The sequence below is a fragment of the Hymenobacter sediminis genome (assembly GCF_003231285.1).
In the GTDB taxonomy this organism is placed as follows: Bacteria; Bacteroidota; Bacteroidia; order Cytophagales; family Hymenobacteraceae; genus Hymenobacter; species Hymenobacter sediminis.
Genome location: NZ_QKNS01000002.1, coordinates 87,235 through 102,100 on the forward strand (window position 1 = coordinate 87,235; position 14,866 = coordinate 102,100).

Consider the following 14,866-nt stretch of genomic DNA (forward strand, 5'->3'; position numbering starts at 1 on the left):
AATGCCACAGGGGCATGATGCAGCAGAGCACAAATACACATTATCCCTGTGTTCTGGCAAATGGCCTTCTCAGGGGCTCCTACTATCCCCTATGAAGTCGTGAAGGCCCTTCAACGGAGCATAGGAGGGCAGTGGAACGCAATGTGCTACAGCGGCTTGAGGCGCACTTGTTGCCCGTCGGGGAGGTTTTTAATCTGCTGATAGAAGTCAGCCAGCCAAGCCAGACGCGCAGCGGCGGGCACGGGTTTAGCGGTAGGCCGGTTTTTGCTGTTAGTAGCAATGCACACGGGTGGGTGCAGGCTCAGGAGGTGCCCCGGCTTCAGGACGCCCCCGCCCTGCTGAAAGATGCGCAACGGCTCCATGCCCAGCGCATCAAGCGGAAATTTCTCAGCCCCGAACAGGAAGTGCTTGAAGTCCACTTCCAAATCAGCTAACTCTCCGGTTTCGGTGTCCAGGAACAGCACCGCGTCGCCGCGCAGCAAAAACTGGTTGCCCACGCAGTCCTGCGCAAACGGAATGTCGGTTTCCTGTACCGTGTCGTAGGTGCGCCAGAACGCCTGCTCGCCCTGCCAGGCTTCGGCCAGCGAGTGCCAGGTAGGTTCCGCCACGCAGCCCCGGATATGCAGCCCGCCAAAGTAAGCTACTACCCCGTTCTGCTCTCGCAGGAAGCTTTGCAGGTAGGAAGGAAGGCGGGCAAAACTCACTAGGTCGGTCAGCTCGCCGCCGGTATATAGAATGCCTCTCATAAGAAATAATGCCAAGCTCCAGCTTCGCGTGTCAGGGTGCGTTGGTCGTTGAACGAAACGGCTGTCAGCTGTTCAACAAGGCGCAAAGCTGGAGCTTCGCGCTACAGAAAAAGCCTTTCCGACCACCCGGCCGGAAAGGCTTTTCTATGTACTTCAGATGGATTACCGCTTAAGCAACGGCTACTTCCATCACCGATTCTACCGATTCCAGGGGCAGGCCCCAAGCTTCGGCCACCCCTTTGTATACCACTTTGCCATTCACTACGTTCAGGCCGAGGCGCAGGGCCTCGTCGCGGCGGCAAGCCTCCTGCCAGCCCAGGTTCGCCAGTTTCACGGCGTAGGGCAGGGTAGCGTTGGTGAGGGCCAGGGTAGAGGTGTAAGGCACTGCGCCCGGCATGTTAGCCACGCAATAGTGCACAATGTCGTCGATGATGAAGGTGGGGTCTTCGTGGGTGGTAGGCTTGCAGGTTTCGATGCAGCCACCCTGGTCCACGGCCACGTCCACGAGCACGGTGCCGGGCTTCATGGTCTTGAGCATCTCGCGGGTGATGAGGTGCGGAGCCTTCGCGCCCGGAATCAGCACGGCGCCCACAATCAGGTCGGCCGTTTTGATGGCTTCGCGGATGTTGTACTCGTTGGAGTACTGGGTTACCACGTTCTTGGGCATGATGTCGTCCAACTCGCGCAGGCGGGTCAGGCTGATATCCATGATGGTTACACGGGCGCCCAGACCAGCAGCAATTTTAGCCGCTTGGGTTCCAACAATACCACCACCCAGTACCAGCACCTCAGCAGGTTTCACGCCGGGTACACCACCCAACAGAATGCCCCGGCCTTTCAAAGGCTTCTCCAGGTATTTAGCGCCTTCTTGCGGAGCCATGCGGCCTGCTACCTCGCTCATCGGGATGAGCAGGGGGAGGGCGCGCGAGGGCAGCTCTACGGTTTCATAAGCCAGGCAGGTAGCCTTGCGCTCAATCATGGCGTGGGTCAGCTCCTCACTCGAAGCAAAGTGGAAGTAGGTGAACAGCAGTTGGTTTTCCTTGATGAGGGGGTATTCCAAGGCAATTGGCTCCTTCACCTTCACAATCATTTCAGCCTTGGCGTACACTTCTTCAATAGAAGGCAGAATGGTAGCACCGGCTTGTTCGTACTCGGCGTCGGAGAAGCCGCTGCCGTTGCCGGCAGTAGCCTGCACGAACACCTCGTGGCCATGTTTGCGGAATTCAGCTACGCCAGCAGGGGTCAGGCCCACGCGGTTTTCGTTGTTCTTAATTTCTTTCGGTACGCCGATAATCATGGCTCGAAGCAAAGAGTGAAAGTGGGTGGATGGGAGGTTGCCGGGAAAAGGCGGGGCAAAGATAAGTCGGAATTTGGTGAGGTAGCAGCCCTAAAAAGAACTGTCATCCTGAGTGGCAGCAAAGAAGCTTATTACGCCAGCACAGGTCGTTGTTACGACTACTGTTTCGCGTAGTAAGGCTCTTTGCTGCCACTCAGGATGACAGTTCGGCTGTGTGTAGTTGCTACTCTACTTAAATGGTACCGAAGCGCCGCTTTCCTTTACCATGCTGCCCGCATTCAGATCCTGCACTACTTGGGCCTTCAGGGTTAGCTTGGTGTCGCCGGTTACGTCGTTGCTGGTAATGGTTATGGTTTCAGCCTGCGTGCCCAGCTTGCGCTGGTTGTACACCAACTCCACCACGGCGCTCTGGCCGGGCTTAATGGGTGAGGGTACGTTTTTGTAGCCCACACAATAGCACTGCGAGGTAATGGCACCTAGTACCAACTCCTGCTTGCCTGTGTTCTTTACCGTGAAGCGCGCCACCGGCGACTGGCCGGCCTCCATTTTGCCGAAATCGTGGGTGGTGCGGTCAACCGTGAGGCGAGCCGACTGGGCGATTTGCGCCGGGGTCAGGGTGGCTTTCACCTGCTCTTTGTTCAACACGTTGCCTTTGATGGTGAGTACCGTGCTGGGGGTGGAGGCATTGCTAGTCACCGTCACGGTTTTGTTGAAGATGCCAGGACGGCCGGCGCTGCTGTACACAGCCTTTACGATGCCGGTTTTGCCGGGCAGCACTGGGGTTTTGGTCCAGTCGGGGGTAGTGCAGCCGCAACTGGCTTGCACGTTGGCAATAATGATGGGTTGGTTGCCTACGTTTCGGAAGCGGAACTCGTGGGTAGCCATGGTACCCTCCGGCACGTTGCCAAAATCATGTAGCTCCTGCTCGAACTTGAGCACGCCTTGAGCTTGCGCCGCCGTGGCTGCCAGCAGGGCAATCAGAAAGAAGAATACGTGTTTCATGGCAGTTAGATAAGAGTGCAGGGGGTAAGGAAGATGCGTTGTAAGTCAGGAATGATAAGCCGGCAGGGTCAACTCATAACTCTATACCAAAGATAGCCACAAAAAGGCCTACCCCCGCATCAACGGTAAATCCGTACTTTTGGGGGCCTGCTTTCCGGGCGGCAGCTTCCCACCACCACTAGCGCCCGGCCCCTGACTCCACCCGCCTCTCTATTCTTTCTATGTCCACTGCCGAAACCGCCGCCGACGTGCAAACTAGCGTCGCCTCCCTCAGCAAAGAAGACCTGCTCCGCGACTACCGCCTGGGCTGGGAAAGCCGCCAAGCCTCCTTGGCCGGCCGCAAGGAAGTATTCATGGGTAAAGCCAAGTTCGGCATCTTCGGCGACGGCAAAGAAGTACCCCAATTAGCCATGGCCCGCGCTTTCCGGGCCGGCGACTGGCGCTCCGGCTACTACCGCGACCAGACGTTTATGTTTGCTATCGGTGAGCTGACCCTGCAGCAGTACTTCGCTCAGCTCTATGCCCACCCCGACGTAGAAGCTGAGCCCTCCACGGCCGGCCGCGCCATGAATGGTCACTTCGGTACCCGCCACCTCGATGAGGACGGCAACTTTAAAAACCTGGCTCAGAGCAAAAACTCCTCGGCCGATATTTCGCCCACCGGCGGCCAAATGCCCCGCCTTGTGGGCCTGGCCTATGCTTCCAAGCTCTACCGCCAAAACCCCGAGCTGCACCAGTTTTCGCAGTTTTCAGTGAACGGCAACGAGGTGGCATTCGGCACCATCGGCAACGCCAGCACCTCGGAGGGCATGTTCTTTGAAGCCATCAATGCCGCCGGTGTACTCCAGATTCCTATGCTCGTCAGCGTTTGGGATGACCACTACGGTATTTCGGTTCCCGCTGAGTATCAGACAACCAAGCAAAATATCAGCGAAATTCTGAAAGGCTTTCAGCGCGAAGGAGAGGGCCAAGAAGGCTTCGAGATTTTCCGGGTGAAAGGCTGGGACTACGCCGGCCTGATTGACACCTATCAGCGCGCCGCTGAGGTGTGCCGCACCCAGCACGTTCCCGTGCTCATTCACGTACAGGAAGTTACTCAGCCACAGGGGCACAGCACCAGCGGTTCGCATGAGCGTTATAAGAGCAAGGACCGCCTCTCGTGGGAAGAAGAGCACGACTGCCTCCGTAAAATGCGCGAGTGGCTGCTGCAGGAAGGCCACGCCTCCCCTGAAGAACTCGACCAGATTGAGAACGAGGCCAAGGAAACCGTGAAGGTAGCCCGTGCTGCCGCCTGGAACAGCTTCTTTAACCCCATTAAGCAGGAACGCGACGAAGTAGTGCAACTGCTCAACAAGCTGGTAGCCGAAACCGGGCGCGAAAATAGCCTGCATGAACTGGTAGAGACCCTGGAGCATAACTCAGCTCCCATCCGTGCTGATTTGGTGCGCACCGTGCGCCGCGCCCTGCGCCAAGTGCGGAGCCAGCGTAGTGCATCCCGCCGCGACCTGCAGAACTGGCTGGAACAGGCCTTGGCCGAAAATGCCGACCGCTACAACTCCTACCTCTTCAGCCAAAGCGAAGAGTCCGTTGGCAACATTGAAGAAGTGAAAGCCCAGTTCGACGCTAACGCTCCTCAAGTAGATGCCCGCGAGGTGCTGCAGGCCTGCTTCGATGCCAACTTCCAGCGTGACCCGCGCATCTTCGCCATTGGCGAGGACGTAGGGCGCATTGGCGACGTGAACCAGGCCTTTGCCGGTTTGCAGGAGAAATTTGGCGAACTGCGTGTAACGGACACGGGTATCCGGGAGTGCACCATTGTAGGGCAGGGTATTGGCGCAGCTATGCGTGGCCTGCGGCCCATCACTGAAATTCAGTACCTCGACTACTTACTCTACGCCATCCAGATTCTCAGCGACGACGTAGCGCCGCTACAGTACCGCACCAAAGGTGGGCAGAAAGCTCCGCTGATTGTGCGTACCCGCGGCCACCGCCTGGAAGGCATCTGGCATTCGGGTTCGCCTATCCAGATGATTCTGGGCTCTATACGCGGGATGCACCTGTGTGTACCGCGCAACATGATCCAGGCCGCTGGCTTCTACAACACGCTGCTACGCTCCGATGAGCCGGCCATCGTGATTGAGTGCTTAAACGGCTACCGCCTGAAAGAGCGCATCCCCAGCAATGTGGGCGAGTTTACCCTACCCCTCGGTCGGCCCGAAACCCTGAAGAAAGGGGAAGACGTGACGATTGTCACCTATGGCTCCATGTGCCGGATTGTGCAGGATGCCGCCAAGCAGCTGGAGGAGGTAGGCATCAATGTAGAAATCATCGACGTGCAGACCCTACTGCCCTTCGACGTGGACCACATTATTGCCGACTCATTGCAGCGCACTAACCGTGTTCTGTTCGCCGACGAGGACGTGCCTGGTGGCGCTACTGCCTATATGATGCAGCAGGTGCTGGATGAGCAGCAGGCCTACCGGTTCCTCGACTCCCAGCCGCGCTGCCTCTCGGCCCAGGCCCACCGCCCTCCCTATGGCTCCGACGGCGACTATTTCAGCAAGCCGAACGCCGAGGACGTGTTCGATGCCGTGTATGAAATTATGCAGGAGGCGGACCCCAAGCGTTTTCCGGCTATTTACTAGGTAACAAAAAGCTCAGGCGCACCTCTCGTTTCGGAGTAGGTGCGCCTGAGCTTTTTATGCGCTTAGAAAAAAGCTACTGAACAGTAATTGGGTCAGTAAAGACTTCGTTGCTTTCGTGCAAAGCGCGGTCCACAATATACACCCGAAACCGAACGGTACGTCCTCTCACGAACGGTGGAGAACCAACGCCAAAGGTCTGCTTAAATGACAAGTCTCCTTTTAGTGGTTGCTTCCGGTCGCCTTGAGAATCAGGTTCTAGGCGGGGGTAGCGGCTGTTATAATTCAGCCCAGGATCTGGAAGCACAAAGTCTGAAAACGTGCCATCGGAGTTCTTTTCCTGAAGAGTTAAGAAATAATTATTGTTGTACTTATTCAGGCTGCCGTCGGGGTTGAGTCGGGCATATGGTGGATTCGTATCCTCATCAGATAAGCCTAAATCACCATCACCGTCCTTGAAGGAAATCGTGACCACGACCCGGTTGAAAGAGCCTGCAGGATCACCATCTTTAATAGAGTCGAAGGGCACGGAAGTGAGGCTTTTGAAGCTGATTTCCGGCGTGTCAGAGTATTCAGGTGGGTTGATGCAGGAGGCAGCACCTACCCCCATGAGGGCCAGCAACGCCGCATAGCTGAGAGTACGAAGTATGGTCATAGGAGGCAGAAACAGATACTGGGGGAAGCGGCCCCCGCCAGCGGGAAGGTACAACATCTAAACGAACGAAGTGCCGCTCACATTGTTCTAGTATTTCGCTAACCCCGCGTCCCCTGCATGAGTTTCCGCGCCGACTACCTTCACCAGCTTCCGCACCTGACCGCCGCCACCGCTGGGGCAGCAGCTCTTCGTTTATTTCAGCACCAAGCCGAGCATTGCCCCCCCTACCGCGAGTACTTGGCGGCGCTTGGTTGCCAGCCAGCAGAGGTGCGCTTGGTAGAGCAAATACCCTTCCTGCCCATTGAGTTCTTCAAAACCCACGCGGTGCGCACCAACGGGGCTGATTGGGAGCCGCAAGAAGTATTTCTGAGCAGCGGCACTACCCAGCAGCAACGCAGCCATCATTACGTCCGAGACCCGCAGCTGTATCGCCAACATGCGGCCCGCATCTTTGAGCACTACTATGGCTCACTCACGGGCTGGACGGTGCTGGCCTTGCTACCCTCGTATTTGGAGCAAGGCCAGTCATCATTGGTAGCAATGGTCGATTATTTCGCGCAGGTTTCGGGCCAGCAGCAGCCAGCTTTCTTCCTCCACGACCACGCCGCACTGCTCTCGGCATTGCGCGAGGCCAAGCAGGATACTAGCCGCCGGGTGCTATTGATTGGGGTGAGTTATGCCCTGCTGGACTTAGCCGCCGAGTATGCCGGCGACCCGGCTCTACTTGGCCTCACAGTGCTGGAAACCGGGGGCATGAAAGGTCGCCGCCGCGAAATGATTCGGGAGGAACTGCACGCCGAACTGCAGCAAGCTTTCGGGCCCGTAGGCATTCATTCCGAGTACGGTATGACGGAGCTGCTGGGTCAGGCTTATAGCTTCGGCGACGGGCGTTTCCATGCCCCGCCGCAGCTGCAAGTGCTCTTACGCGACCCCAGTGACCCCTTCTCGGTGTCAGCTACCAGGGCCAGCGGCGCTATTAACGTCATTGACTTGGCCAACGTGGACTCCTGCGCCTTCATCGAAACTAAGGACCTGGCCCGCATGTACCCCGATGGTTCCTTCGAAGTGCTCGGCCGCCTGGATAACTCCGATATTCGCGGGTGCAACCAGATGGTGTAATTGCTTGCAGTGGATTTAGTAACCTTAGGCAGCATTTGCTAACTTCTCAGGATAAAAATAAGTAGAACTTTCTTGAGCACAGATAATACCTATAATTACAATAAAAGACCCCAATAGTTAAGATGCATGATGAAGTATAAGCAAACAAAAGGCAATGAAATTGAGGGGCTTCTAGATATATTCGTTTCTCGTTGTGAAGACGAAAGTGACGGAGTGGTAATAAAGTGGGATGAGATATTAATTCATGGAAATCCAGAAGGTCTTAAATCTTTTGCAAAGCTATTAATAGAAATAGCTGACCTCAATCAGGAAGAAGTAAATGATAAGTACTTGCCAGTAGGAGCAAGAGAGCATTACCAGTTGAGGCCAGGAATTGAATTGTCGAAAAGCTCTAACCCAATAATTGTTGGCAGACTTGATGCAAAAGGCACAGGTGCTTTTTACGGAAGGTACATTCCAAAAGAAAAAAGTAATAAATAATATTATTGATTCGCTGTTGCTCCGGCACTATCGCAAAGTCAGAGCTAATCGGGAATAGTAACAAAGAAGCGGTGTCAGAATCAATTGATTCTGACACCGCTTCTTTGTTACTATTCCCGGTTTTTACTTTCCAGCAAAAGCGCGGGCGTCAGCTTCGGTAATTGTGTCGTCGCTCATGATAACGAGGCGCTCCACTACGTTGCGCAGCTCCCGGATATTGCCGCGCCAGTCAAGGCCCTGGAGGTAGGAGAGGGCGGCATCCTCAATGCGCTTGGGTTTGTTACCGTAGTCGGCGGCTATGTCCTTCAGGAATTTCTCGATGAGGGCCGGAATATCGTCGCGGCGGTCGTTGAGGGCCGGTACCTGAATCAGAATGACGGAAAGACGATGGTAGAGGTCCTCGCGGAAGTTACGGTCAGCAATTTCCTGGAGCAGGTCTTTGTTGGTAGCTGCCAGCACCCGCACGTTCACCGAAATTTCCTTCTCGCCGCCCACGCGCGTAATCTTGTTTTCCTGCAGGGCGCGCAGCACTTTGGCCTGGGCTGAAAGGCTCATGTCGCCAATCTCGTCTAGGAACAAGGTGCCGCCGTCGGCCTGCTCAAACTTGCCAATGCGCTGCTTAACGGCCGAAGTAAACGAACCCTTTTCGTGCCCAAATAGCTCGGACTCAATCAGCTCAGAGGGAATGGCGGCACAGTTTACCTCAATTAAGGGGCCGCTGCTACGGTTGCTGAGCTCGTGAAGCTGGCGGGCTACTATTTCCTTGCCGGCGCCGTTGGGGCCCGTAATGAGCACGCGGGCATCCGTAGGGGCTACCTTCTCAATGGCTTTGCGCACAGCCGTGAGGGCCGCCGAGTCGCCAATCATTTCCGAGTTTTTGGCCAGCTTTTTCTTAAGCGTCTTGTTTTCGGTGGCCAGCTTGGTGGTTTCGGCCGTGAGCTTAGTGCGGTCGAGGGCGTTGCGCACAGTTACCAGCAGCCGGTTCAGGTCTGGTGGCTTTTGCAGGAAGTCGAAGGCGCCCTTCTTGGTAGCATCCACGGCCATTTCCACGTTGCCGTGGGCCGACACCATAATAAAGGCCGCGTTGGGCGCCACAATGCGGGCCCGCTCCAGCACTTCAATGCCATCCATTTTGGGCATTTTAATGTCGCAGAGCACCACGTCGTACTTGTCGCGGATGAGCATATCCAGGCCGATGGGGCCGTCCTCGGCCTGATCTACCTGGTAACTTTCGTATTCGAGAATTTCCTTCAGCGTGTGCCGAATGGCTTTCTCGTCGTCAATAATTAGGATGCGGGGCATGAGTAGAAACGGGTGTACACAGCGAAAGTAACGAAAAGACCGGGGTTCCGGATGTCGGAAGGGGTAGGAAGGGGCAATCAAAAACGGCCGCTGCACCCGAAGCTGCAGCGGCCGTTTGATGTGTGGTGATGAGTCTATAAGCCGGGTTCTGTCCGCCCCTGCAAGCAGAAGCGGCCCCACCATTTATCTAGGCCAGTCCTCGCGGAAAGGCTCCATCAACCTACCCGCTGGCGCCGGACGAGCCGCCCGGTGCCGGCCCCGTAAGGCCAGCGTGCCAGCTTATTTGGTCTTTCAACCCCTGAGGTTTACCCAGCCGACGTGGTTGCCCAGCCGCTGGTGCGCTCTTACCGCACCTTTTCACCCTTACCGGCCGCCCGAAGGCGACGTAGGCGGTAGTTTTCTGTGGCACTGGCTGTCCTGAGAAGCTTTACACCGCCCAGTCCTTCCCGTTAGGAAGCAGGGTGCTCTGTGTTGCCCGGACTTTCCTCGTCGCCTTGCGGCGCCGCGGTGGGGCGACCCATCACTGGGGCAAAGGTAGGGAATGTACTGTTTTATTTCCTTGGAAATAGGTTAGTTCTCAGCTCTAGCATAGACCAACGCTGGAAAATGGTCCTTCACGGCACAAATCAGATTGGAAGTAATGAACGTTACCTCGCTGTTGCGGATTTCTACAAAATCACCACATACCTCTGCGGCGGCTGCAAAGCATAAATCTTTATCATCTTCATCAGGTTCGATATCTAGCTGTACTCTCATAAGAAAAACATTATAGTCTGATAAGTCCACTGAAATGGCTACAAATGAGGGTCGAATATTAAACAAGAGTGCGCGTTGAACTGAACGCAGAACACTTAGGAAAAGAGGATTCTTATTCATCTTCAACTCTCTTACTTTCCCTCCCACACATTATCCTTTGGGTAGCTGTCCGGTACGAGGGTAGCGCCTAGCTTCACTTGCTTCACGGCTTTGGTGGAGGCCACAGGCACCGTGACGGTGCGGGCGCCTTGCTCCCAGACGGCAATGGTGCGGTGAATTTTCTGCGTAGAGTTGTCCTGGAAGGTGATGGTCAGGTCTACGGGCACGGGTTTGGTGCCTTTGGATTCTACTACTACGTCGTAGCCAGTGCCGGTTTTCGTGACGGTTTGGATGGCCAGGTCGGGGTAGCCCCCATCGAAAAACCAGCGCTGCCAAAACCAATTGAGGTTGCGGCCCGCCCCGGCATTCATCGAGTTGAAGAAGTCGTAGGGCATGGGGTGTTTGCCGTTCCAGTTGCGGATGTAGGTGTGCAGGGCTTTCGTGAACAGCTCATCACCTAGCATATCCTTCACATAGAGGTAGCCCAGGCCCGGCTTGGGGTAGGAGTTAAGGAAAAAGGCAGTGCCCGTTTGCTGGGTGCTGAGCGTAACGATGGGCAGATCAACTTCGGTAGCGGCGGCGGCAGCGTAGGGCGCAACACCGTAGTCGTCGTTTAGCTTGGGGTCAATGATGCCGGAGATAATCCACTCGCCGATGGTAGCCCAGCCTTCGTCCATCCAGCCGTACTTGGTTTCGTTGATGCCCATATAGAACGGGAACATCGTGTGGAATATCTCGTGGTCGGTGAGGGTAATGGCATCCTCACGGGTTTCCGTGGGGTTGTCGTTCACCATCATCGGGTACTCCATCTGGTCAAGGCCATCGAAGATGGTTTCGTGGGAGTAGGGGAAGGGCCACTTCGGGAAAGTGTACGACATGGCCTCCACTGTCTTGCGGGCGAAGTGAATTACCTCCTCGTAATCCTTGTGCTTGGGGTTGTACACGGCATCCACGCGGGTGCGGCGCTTGGTGGCTGGGTCCACCACTAGGCTGCTCGACTGCCACACATAGTGGTCGGTGGTGGCAAACACGAAGTCGGTTACGTTCTTGGCCTCAAAGTGCCAGGTATTCTGTGCGCCAGGGGCCGTAATTTCCTTGGTTTTCAGGTCGGCTTCGGTGATGATGCTGGTGATACCGTCCTTTTTCTCCGCGTCCTGGAGCCGTTGAGCGTATTTCTTGGCTAGTACTTTCTCGGCGTTGGTCAGGTCGCCGGTGGCCCACACCACAAAGTTGCGGGGCACGGTAATGTCCACGGAGAAGTTGGCGAAGTCGTTGTAGAACTCCTGGGAGCCGAGGTAGGGGTTGCGGTTCCAGCCATCAATATCATCGTACACCGCGATGCGCGGGAAGAAGTAGGCCACGAAATCCGCGTTGGGCTCCACTTCACCGGTGCGCATGTGAGAGCCTTTGTTGAGAATGTAGGAGTAGGAAATAGAAACCTGCGCCGTTTGCTTGGGTGCAATGGCGCGGCGCAAAGAGGCGCGAAAATCAGTGCCCTGCGGTTGGGCTTTAAAAGTTGATTTTTCGCCGTTAATGGTCATCTGCTCCAGCTTCATACCCTCGCCTATATCCTCGGGGCTCATGCTGGAAGCCCGTGCGGCGCCTTTCTGGTAAAGGTTGGGGTAGAGCTTAAACCAAATCTGCTGTAGTGAATCCGGACTTTGGTTGTGATAGGCAATTTCTACGGTGCCCGATACGCGCCGGGTGGTGGGGTCAAAATTGACCTTGAGCTTGTAATCGGCTGAGTTTTGCCAATAATTGGGACCCGGTAGGCCACTTTCGGCGCGGGTGCCTTTGGCGTAGGTAGCCTGCAGGTTGCGAGGAACGGGCAACTGCTGGGCAGAGGCAGGAAGGGAAAGGAGGGTAGCGGCGAGAAGCGCAGGGAGTTTCATGCGGAAGAAATAGATCTGCCGCAAAGTAACCACATCCCCTCCGACGGTTGCCTGAGCAGTTTAAACAGTTGGTATCGGTTCCGGCCAGAGCCTGCCATTCAGCTGGGGTTTATACAAGCCCCAAGCCGATAACCGGATGGTTTGGGCAATAAAGAGGGGTAGGGAATGTGCTGCGTTGCTGCGTTAGGCGCTAACTAGGTTATCAGCGTGCAGCTCCTGCTCGCCATGCCAGCGGTAGGCTACCAGCTCGCCACCTTTGGCCACGCTGTAATCGAGGCACACGGCGTAGGGGCTGAGTAGCTGAGGCGTGCCGCGCAGCCAATAGTGGCCGAAGAATACCGGCACCGGCTCCTGGTAGTGCCACACATCAGCCAGTGTATCTACCTCAACGGGTAGGGCGTTCAGCGCCTCAATGGGTTCGAGGTAATAGTCGAGGTAGGTACAGGTGCGCGGGTCGGTCCACCAGCGGGTGCGCATTTTGGTGCGCGGGTTGCCGTCCTTGTCATGAAATTGCACCCCAGCAGGCAAGTTTACCTCTTTGCCCTTCAGGGTTTCTTCCACGGCTACATATTCGGGAGTGTCCCGCTCGGCGCTGCGCACCAGAAACGCTGGGGTCAGGCGGCCATCGGGCAGAGCCTGGCGCAGAAACGCAATGTGGCGCGGATCCCAGCAGGCGTGCACCACCCGCAGACCGGGCAGCTCCAGAAACAGGGGCAGCGTTTTAAACCAGGCAATGTAATCCTGCCATTCTGCCCAGCCTTCACGGCTCGAAAACTCCTCCAGGGTGCGCAGGTGCTGGAAAATATTGCGCGGGATGTGGGGCCGCAGGTGGCCGCCGCGCGGGTGCTCGTCATGAAAGCAAATGGCGTTGTACTCGTGGTTGCCCATCACGGCCAGCGCCGCGCCGCCTTCTACCATGGCCCGCACGAGCTGCAGCGTTTCCCGAATGTGCGGGCCACGGTCCACAAAGTCGCCCAAAAAAATGACTTGTCGGCTCGGGTGGCGGTAGCAGCCATCCCGCTTTGTGTAGCCCAGCTTCTGGAGCAGTTGCCGAAGTTCCTGGGCGTGGCCGTGGATATCACCAATGAGGTCGTACATACGTAGCAGAGGCTAAGCATTTAATAAGTGAAGCTTGATTCTTCGGAGCGGGGTAGGGCCCTCGAAGAACAAGCAGGGGTAGGCGCCTCTTACGCCAAATGCCGTAGCCGGTAAAGCCACCACGTCCATAGCAGATTTAGGGCGTTGTAGCGGAGTTCCAAGGAGGAACCGCCTTTAAGAGTAAACTCAAAGCCAAGCAGTAGCCTAACGCATTGGGTGGCGTCCCATCCCGTAACATTGCCCGTAGCCGGCACAGAATAGACCAGGTAAGGAGCCTGCGCAATAGCCCAGACTGCAAAAAGCGTGTAGGCAAGTTGCACCGGCCGATGTTGTTGCCGATTGCGAAAATAAAGGGCCGCGCCCGCTAAACCTGTCAGCGAAGTTAAGAGGCTGGGAATAGTGAATAGGCCACTGGTTTCGCTGAGGCAGTTGCTTAAGCTAAGAAGACTTACTACCGCTACTACAATAGGAAAAGCCAAGAAAAAACGGTCGGTTTTACTTCGGCGCGGTGGTTCAAGGATAGAGGACTCGGGCATATAGCAATAAAAAAGGAGGCACATAGTGGGTAGAACCCAGCCATGTACCTCCAAAGTAAAGCAGATTTCGAGCTTCTATCTATTGCAGATTTACTTCAGCCGCACCAAGGTAGCGCCATAGCCGAACTTCTCTTTCTGCGAGTCCTCAAAAAACTTGATGTCGCGGTTGCGGCTCAAGAGTTTGTGCAGCTCCTTGCGGAGCGTGCCATTGCCGGAGCCGTGGATAAACACGATTTCGTGCATGTTGGTAGCCAAGGCGCGGCTCAACGTATCCTCAAACGTTTCGAGCTGAAGCTTGAGGATGGCCGTATTGCTCATGCCTTCGGTGCCGCCTTCGGGCATGAGGGCTTCCAAGTGCAGATCTACCTCATGAGGTGGTGCTACAATGGCTTTGGCTGGCTCCGGAGCGGGCGCTACGGCAGCGGGTTTGGCCGGGGCATTGCCGCTGAGTTGGGCTTTCAGGGTTTCGGCCATCTTCTCGGGCGCAATGGCCACCGGCGCGGCGGGCTTTTCATCGAGTTGGAACAAGTAGGCCTCGCGCTGGAGCACCGGCACGTTGGGCTGACGGCTGGTGTAGAAGCTGGCGGCTTTAAATTGCAGACGCTTCGTGAGCAGCTCATAAGCAGTGGTTCCGTTCAGCTGGTAGGGTAGGAGCTGAACTACGGCGGCGGGCCACTGATCGAAATCCTTGAGGTGCCAGTGCCCGAGCGGCTTACTGGCCGATTTAGCCACCAGCTTCTCCGCCGACAAACCCCGATATTGCCCATTGCGCTCTTCCCCAAAGGTATAAAGCACTTCCCGGTCGGTGTGGTTTACCAACTGCACGGCCAGCAATTCCGGCGACTGATGCGTGAGAGCCAGGTAGATGCCTTTCTGGACGGTAGCTGGGGCGGTTTTGGCTGCAGCTACCGGGGTCGGGCCTTCGGTTTTGGTGGGGGTAGGGGCCGGAGCCGCTACGCCAGCGGCCTTGGCCGCACGGTTGGCGCCCGAGGTGGCGGCTTTCTTTTCGGCAGCTACAGAAGCCGCACTTTGCCCGAAGGCTTTGGTTTCTTCGGCGGCTACTACCACTACCTCGCGGCGCAGCACCGGAATGGTGAAATCGTTATCAATGGCTACCTCTACTAGCTCATCGCTGAGCAAGCGGGTGATAATGCCTTCTTCGCGCCCGGTAAGCAGGCGCACTCTATCTCCTACGTTCATATGATCAGAAAGAAAATGCGGGTGGAATAGTAGTAACAAAGG

General features: G+C 56.2%; 12 protein-coding genes and 1 other RNA gene. 3 read left to right on the top strand and 10 right to left on the bottom strand.

Going from position 1 to position 14,866, the window contains the following annotated elements:
• Nucleotides 1-146 precede the first annotated feature (146 nt).
• The 3 genes from DNI29_RS06985 to DNI29_RS06995 form a co-directional block, all read right to left on the bottom strand.
• Entirely contained in the window at nt 147-746 is a 600-nt protein-coding gene (locus tag DNI29_RS06985; protein WP_110977386.1) for an SMI1/KNR4 family protein, read from the bottom strand.
• Between the two features lie 169 nt (nt 747-915).
• Nucleotides 916-2,043, bottom strand: a complete 1,128-nt coding sequence (gene ald, locus DNI29_RS06990; RefSeq protein ID WP_110977387.1) for an alanine dehydrogenase — start codon at nt 2,041-2,043, stop codon at nt 916-918.
• 228 nt (nt 2,044-2,271) lie between these two features.
• Nucleotides 2,272-3,045, bottom strand: coding sequence for a DUF1573 domain-containing protein (locus tag DNI29_RS06995; RefSeq protein WP_110977388.1), 774 nt, complete (start codon nt 3,043-3,045; stop codon nt 2,272-2,274).
• A gap of 221 nt (nt 3,046-3,266) precedes the next feature.
• Between DNI29_RS06995 and DNI29_RS07000 the strand changes: the two genes are divergently transcribed.
• On the top strand, nt 3,267-5,690 hold the full coding sequence (locus tag DNI29_RS07000) for a thiamine pyrophosphate-dependent enzyme (RefSeq protein ID WP_110977389.1): 2,424 nt from the start codon (nt 3,267-3,269) through the stop codon (nt 5,688-5,690).
• 73 nt (nt 5,691-5,763) lie between these two features.
• Here the strand turns inward: DNI29_RS07000 and DNI29_RS07005 are convergent, their stop codons facing one another.
• Nucleotides 5,764-6,342 (bottom strand): hypothetical protein, encoded by a 579-nt coding sequence (locus DNI29_RS07005; protein ID WP_123823101.1) that lies wholly within the window; start codon nt 6,340-6,342, stop codon nt 5,764-5,766.
• Nucleotides 6,343-6,459: 117 nt separating this feature from the next.
• Between DNI29_RS07005 and DNI29_RS07010 the strand changes: the two genes are divergently transcribed.
• Both DNI29_RS07010 and DNI29_RS07015 read left to right on the top strand, forming a co-directional pair.
• Nucleotides 6,460-7,461: a long-chain-fatty-acid--protein ligase gene (locus DNI29_RS07010; protein WP_110977391.1), complete on the top strand. Its 1,002-nt coding sequence runs from the start codon at nt 6,460-6,462 to the stop codon at nt 7,459-7,461.
• Nucleotides 7,462-7,587: 126 nt separating this feature from the next.
• Nucleotides 7,588-7,941, top strand: a complete 354-nt coding sequence (locus DNI29_RS07015; RefSeq protein WP_202910389.1) for an Imm32 family immunity protein — start codon at nt 7,588-7,590, stop codon at nt 7,939-7,941.
• Between the two features lie 123 nt (nt 7,942-8,064).
• Here DNI29_RS07015 and DNI29_RS07020 read toward each other — a convergent pair whose 3' ends face one another.
• The 6 genes from DNI29_RS07020 to DNI29_RS07050 all read right to left on the bottom strand — a co-directional run bounded on the left by DNI29_RS07020 (nt 8,065) and on the right by DNI29_RS07050 (nt 14,824).
• Nucleotides 8,065-9,243, bottom strand: a complete 1,179-nt coding sequence (locus tag DNI29_RS07020; RefSeq protein WP_110977392.1) for a sigma-54-dependent transcriptional regulator — start codon at nt 9,241-9,243, stop codon at nt 8,065-8,067.
• 121 nt (nt 9,244-9,364) lie between these two features.
• Nucleotides 9,365-9,767: RNase P RNA component class A (gene rnpB / locus DNI29_RS07025), an RNA gene on the bottom strand.
• A gap of 46 nt (nt 9,768-9,813) precedes the next feature.
• The gene (locus DNI29_RS24080) at nt 9,814-10,119 is read right to left on the bottom strand and encodes a MafI2 family immunity protein (protein WP_123823103.1); all 306 of its coding nucleotides are present in this window, start codon (nt 10,117-10,119) and stop codon (nt 9,814-9,816) included.
• 11 nt (nt 10,120-10,130) lie between these two features.
• On the bottom strand, nt 10,131-11,990 hold the full coding sequence (locus DNI29_RS07035; protein WP_110977763.1) for a M1 family metallopeptidase: 1,860 nt from the start codon (nt 11,988-11,990) through the stop codon (nt 10,131-10,133).
• A gap of 183 nt (nt 11,991-12,173) precedes the next feature.
• Nucleotides 12,174-13,088 carry a metallophosphoesterase gene (locus DNI29_RS07040; protein ID WP_110977394.1) on the bottom strand — a complete coding sequence of 305 codons (915 nt, stop codon included), beginning with the start codon at nt 13,086-13,088 and terminating at the stop codon, nt 12,174-12,176.
• 626 nt (nt 13,089-13,714) lie between these two features.
• Nucleotides 13,715-14,824 (bottom strand): Smr/MutS family protein, encoded by a 1,110-nt coding sequence (locus DNI29_RS07050; protein WP_110977396.1) that lies wholly within the window; start codon nt 14,822-14,824, stop codon nt 13,715-13,717.
• Nucleotides 14,825-14,866 lie beyond the last annotated feature (42 nt).

Bases quoted from the DNA above. Each gene is read 5' to 3' on its own strand.
- DNI29_RS06985 (WP_110977386.1), bottom strand. From the start codon at position 746: ATGAGAGGCATTCTATATACCGGCGGCGAGCTGACCGACCTAGTGAGT.
- ald (WP_110977387.1), bottom strand. From the start codon at position 2,043: ATGATTATCGGCGTACCGAAAGAAATTAAGAACAACGAAAACCGCGTG.
- DNI29_RS06995 (WP_110977388.1), bottom strand. From the start codon at position 3,045: ATGAAACACGTATTCTTCTTTCTGATTGCCCTGCTGGCAGCCACGGCG.
- DNI29_RS07000 (WP_110977389.1), top strand. From the start codon at position 3,267: ATGTCCACTGCCGAAACCGCCGCCGACGTGCAAACTAGCGTCGCCTCC.
- DNI29_RS07005 (WP_123823101.1), bottom strand. From the start codon at position 6,342: ATGACCATACTTCGTACTCTCAGCTATGCGGCGTTGCTGGCCCTCATG.
- DNI29_RS07010 (WP_110977391.1), top strand. From the start codon at position 6,460: ATGAGTTTCCGCGCCGACTACCTTCACCAGCTTCCGCACCTGACCGCC.
- DNI29_RS07015 (WP_202910389.1), top strand. From the start codon at position 7,588: ATGATGAAGTATAAGCAAACAAAAGGCAATGAAATTGAGGGGCTTCTA.
- DNI29_RS07020 (WP_110977392.1), bottom strand. From the start codon at position 9,243: ATGCCCCGCATCCTAATTATTGACGACGAGAAAGCCATTCGGCACACG.
- DNI29_RS24080 (WP_123823103.1), bottom strand. From the start codon at position 10,119: ATGAATAAGAATCCTCTTTTCCTAAGTGTTCTGCGTTCAGTTCAACGC.
- DNI29_RS07035 (WP_110977763.1), bottom strand. From the start codon at position 11,990: ATGAAACTCCCTGCGCTTCTCGCCGCTACCCTCCTTTCCCTTCCTGCC.
- DNI29_RS07040 (WP_110977394.1), bottom strand. From the start codon at position 13,088: ATGTACGACCTCATTGGTGATATCCACGGCCACGCCCAGGAACTTCGG.
- DNI29_RS07050 (WP_110977396.1), bottom strand. From the start codon at position 14,824: ATGAACGTAGGAGATAGAGTGCGCCTGCTTACCGGGCGCGAAGAAGGC.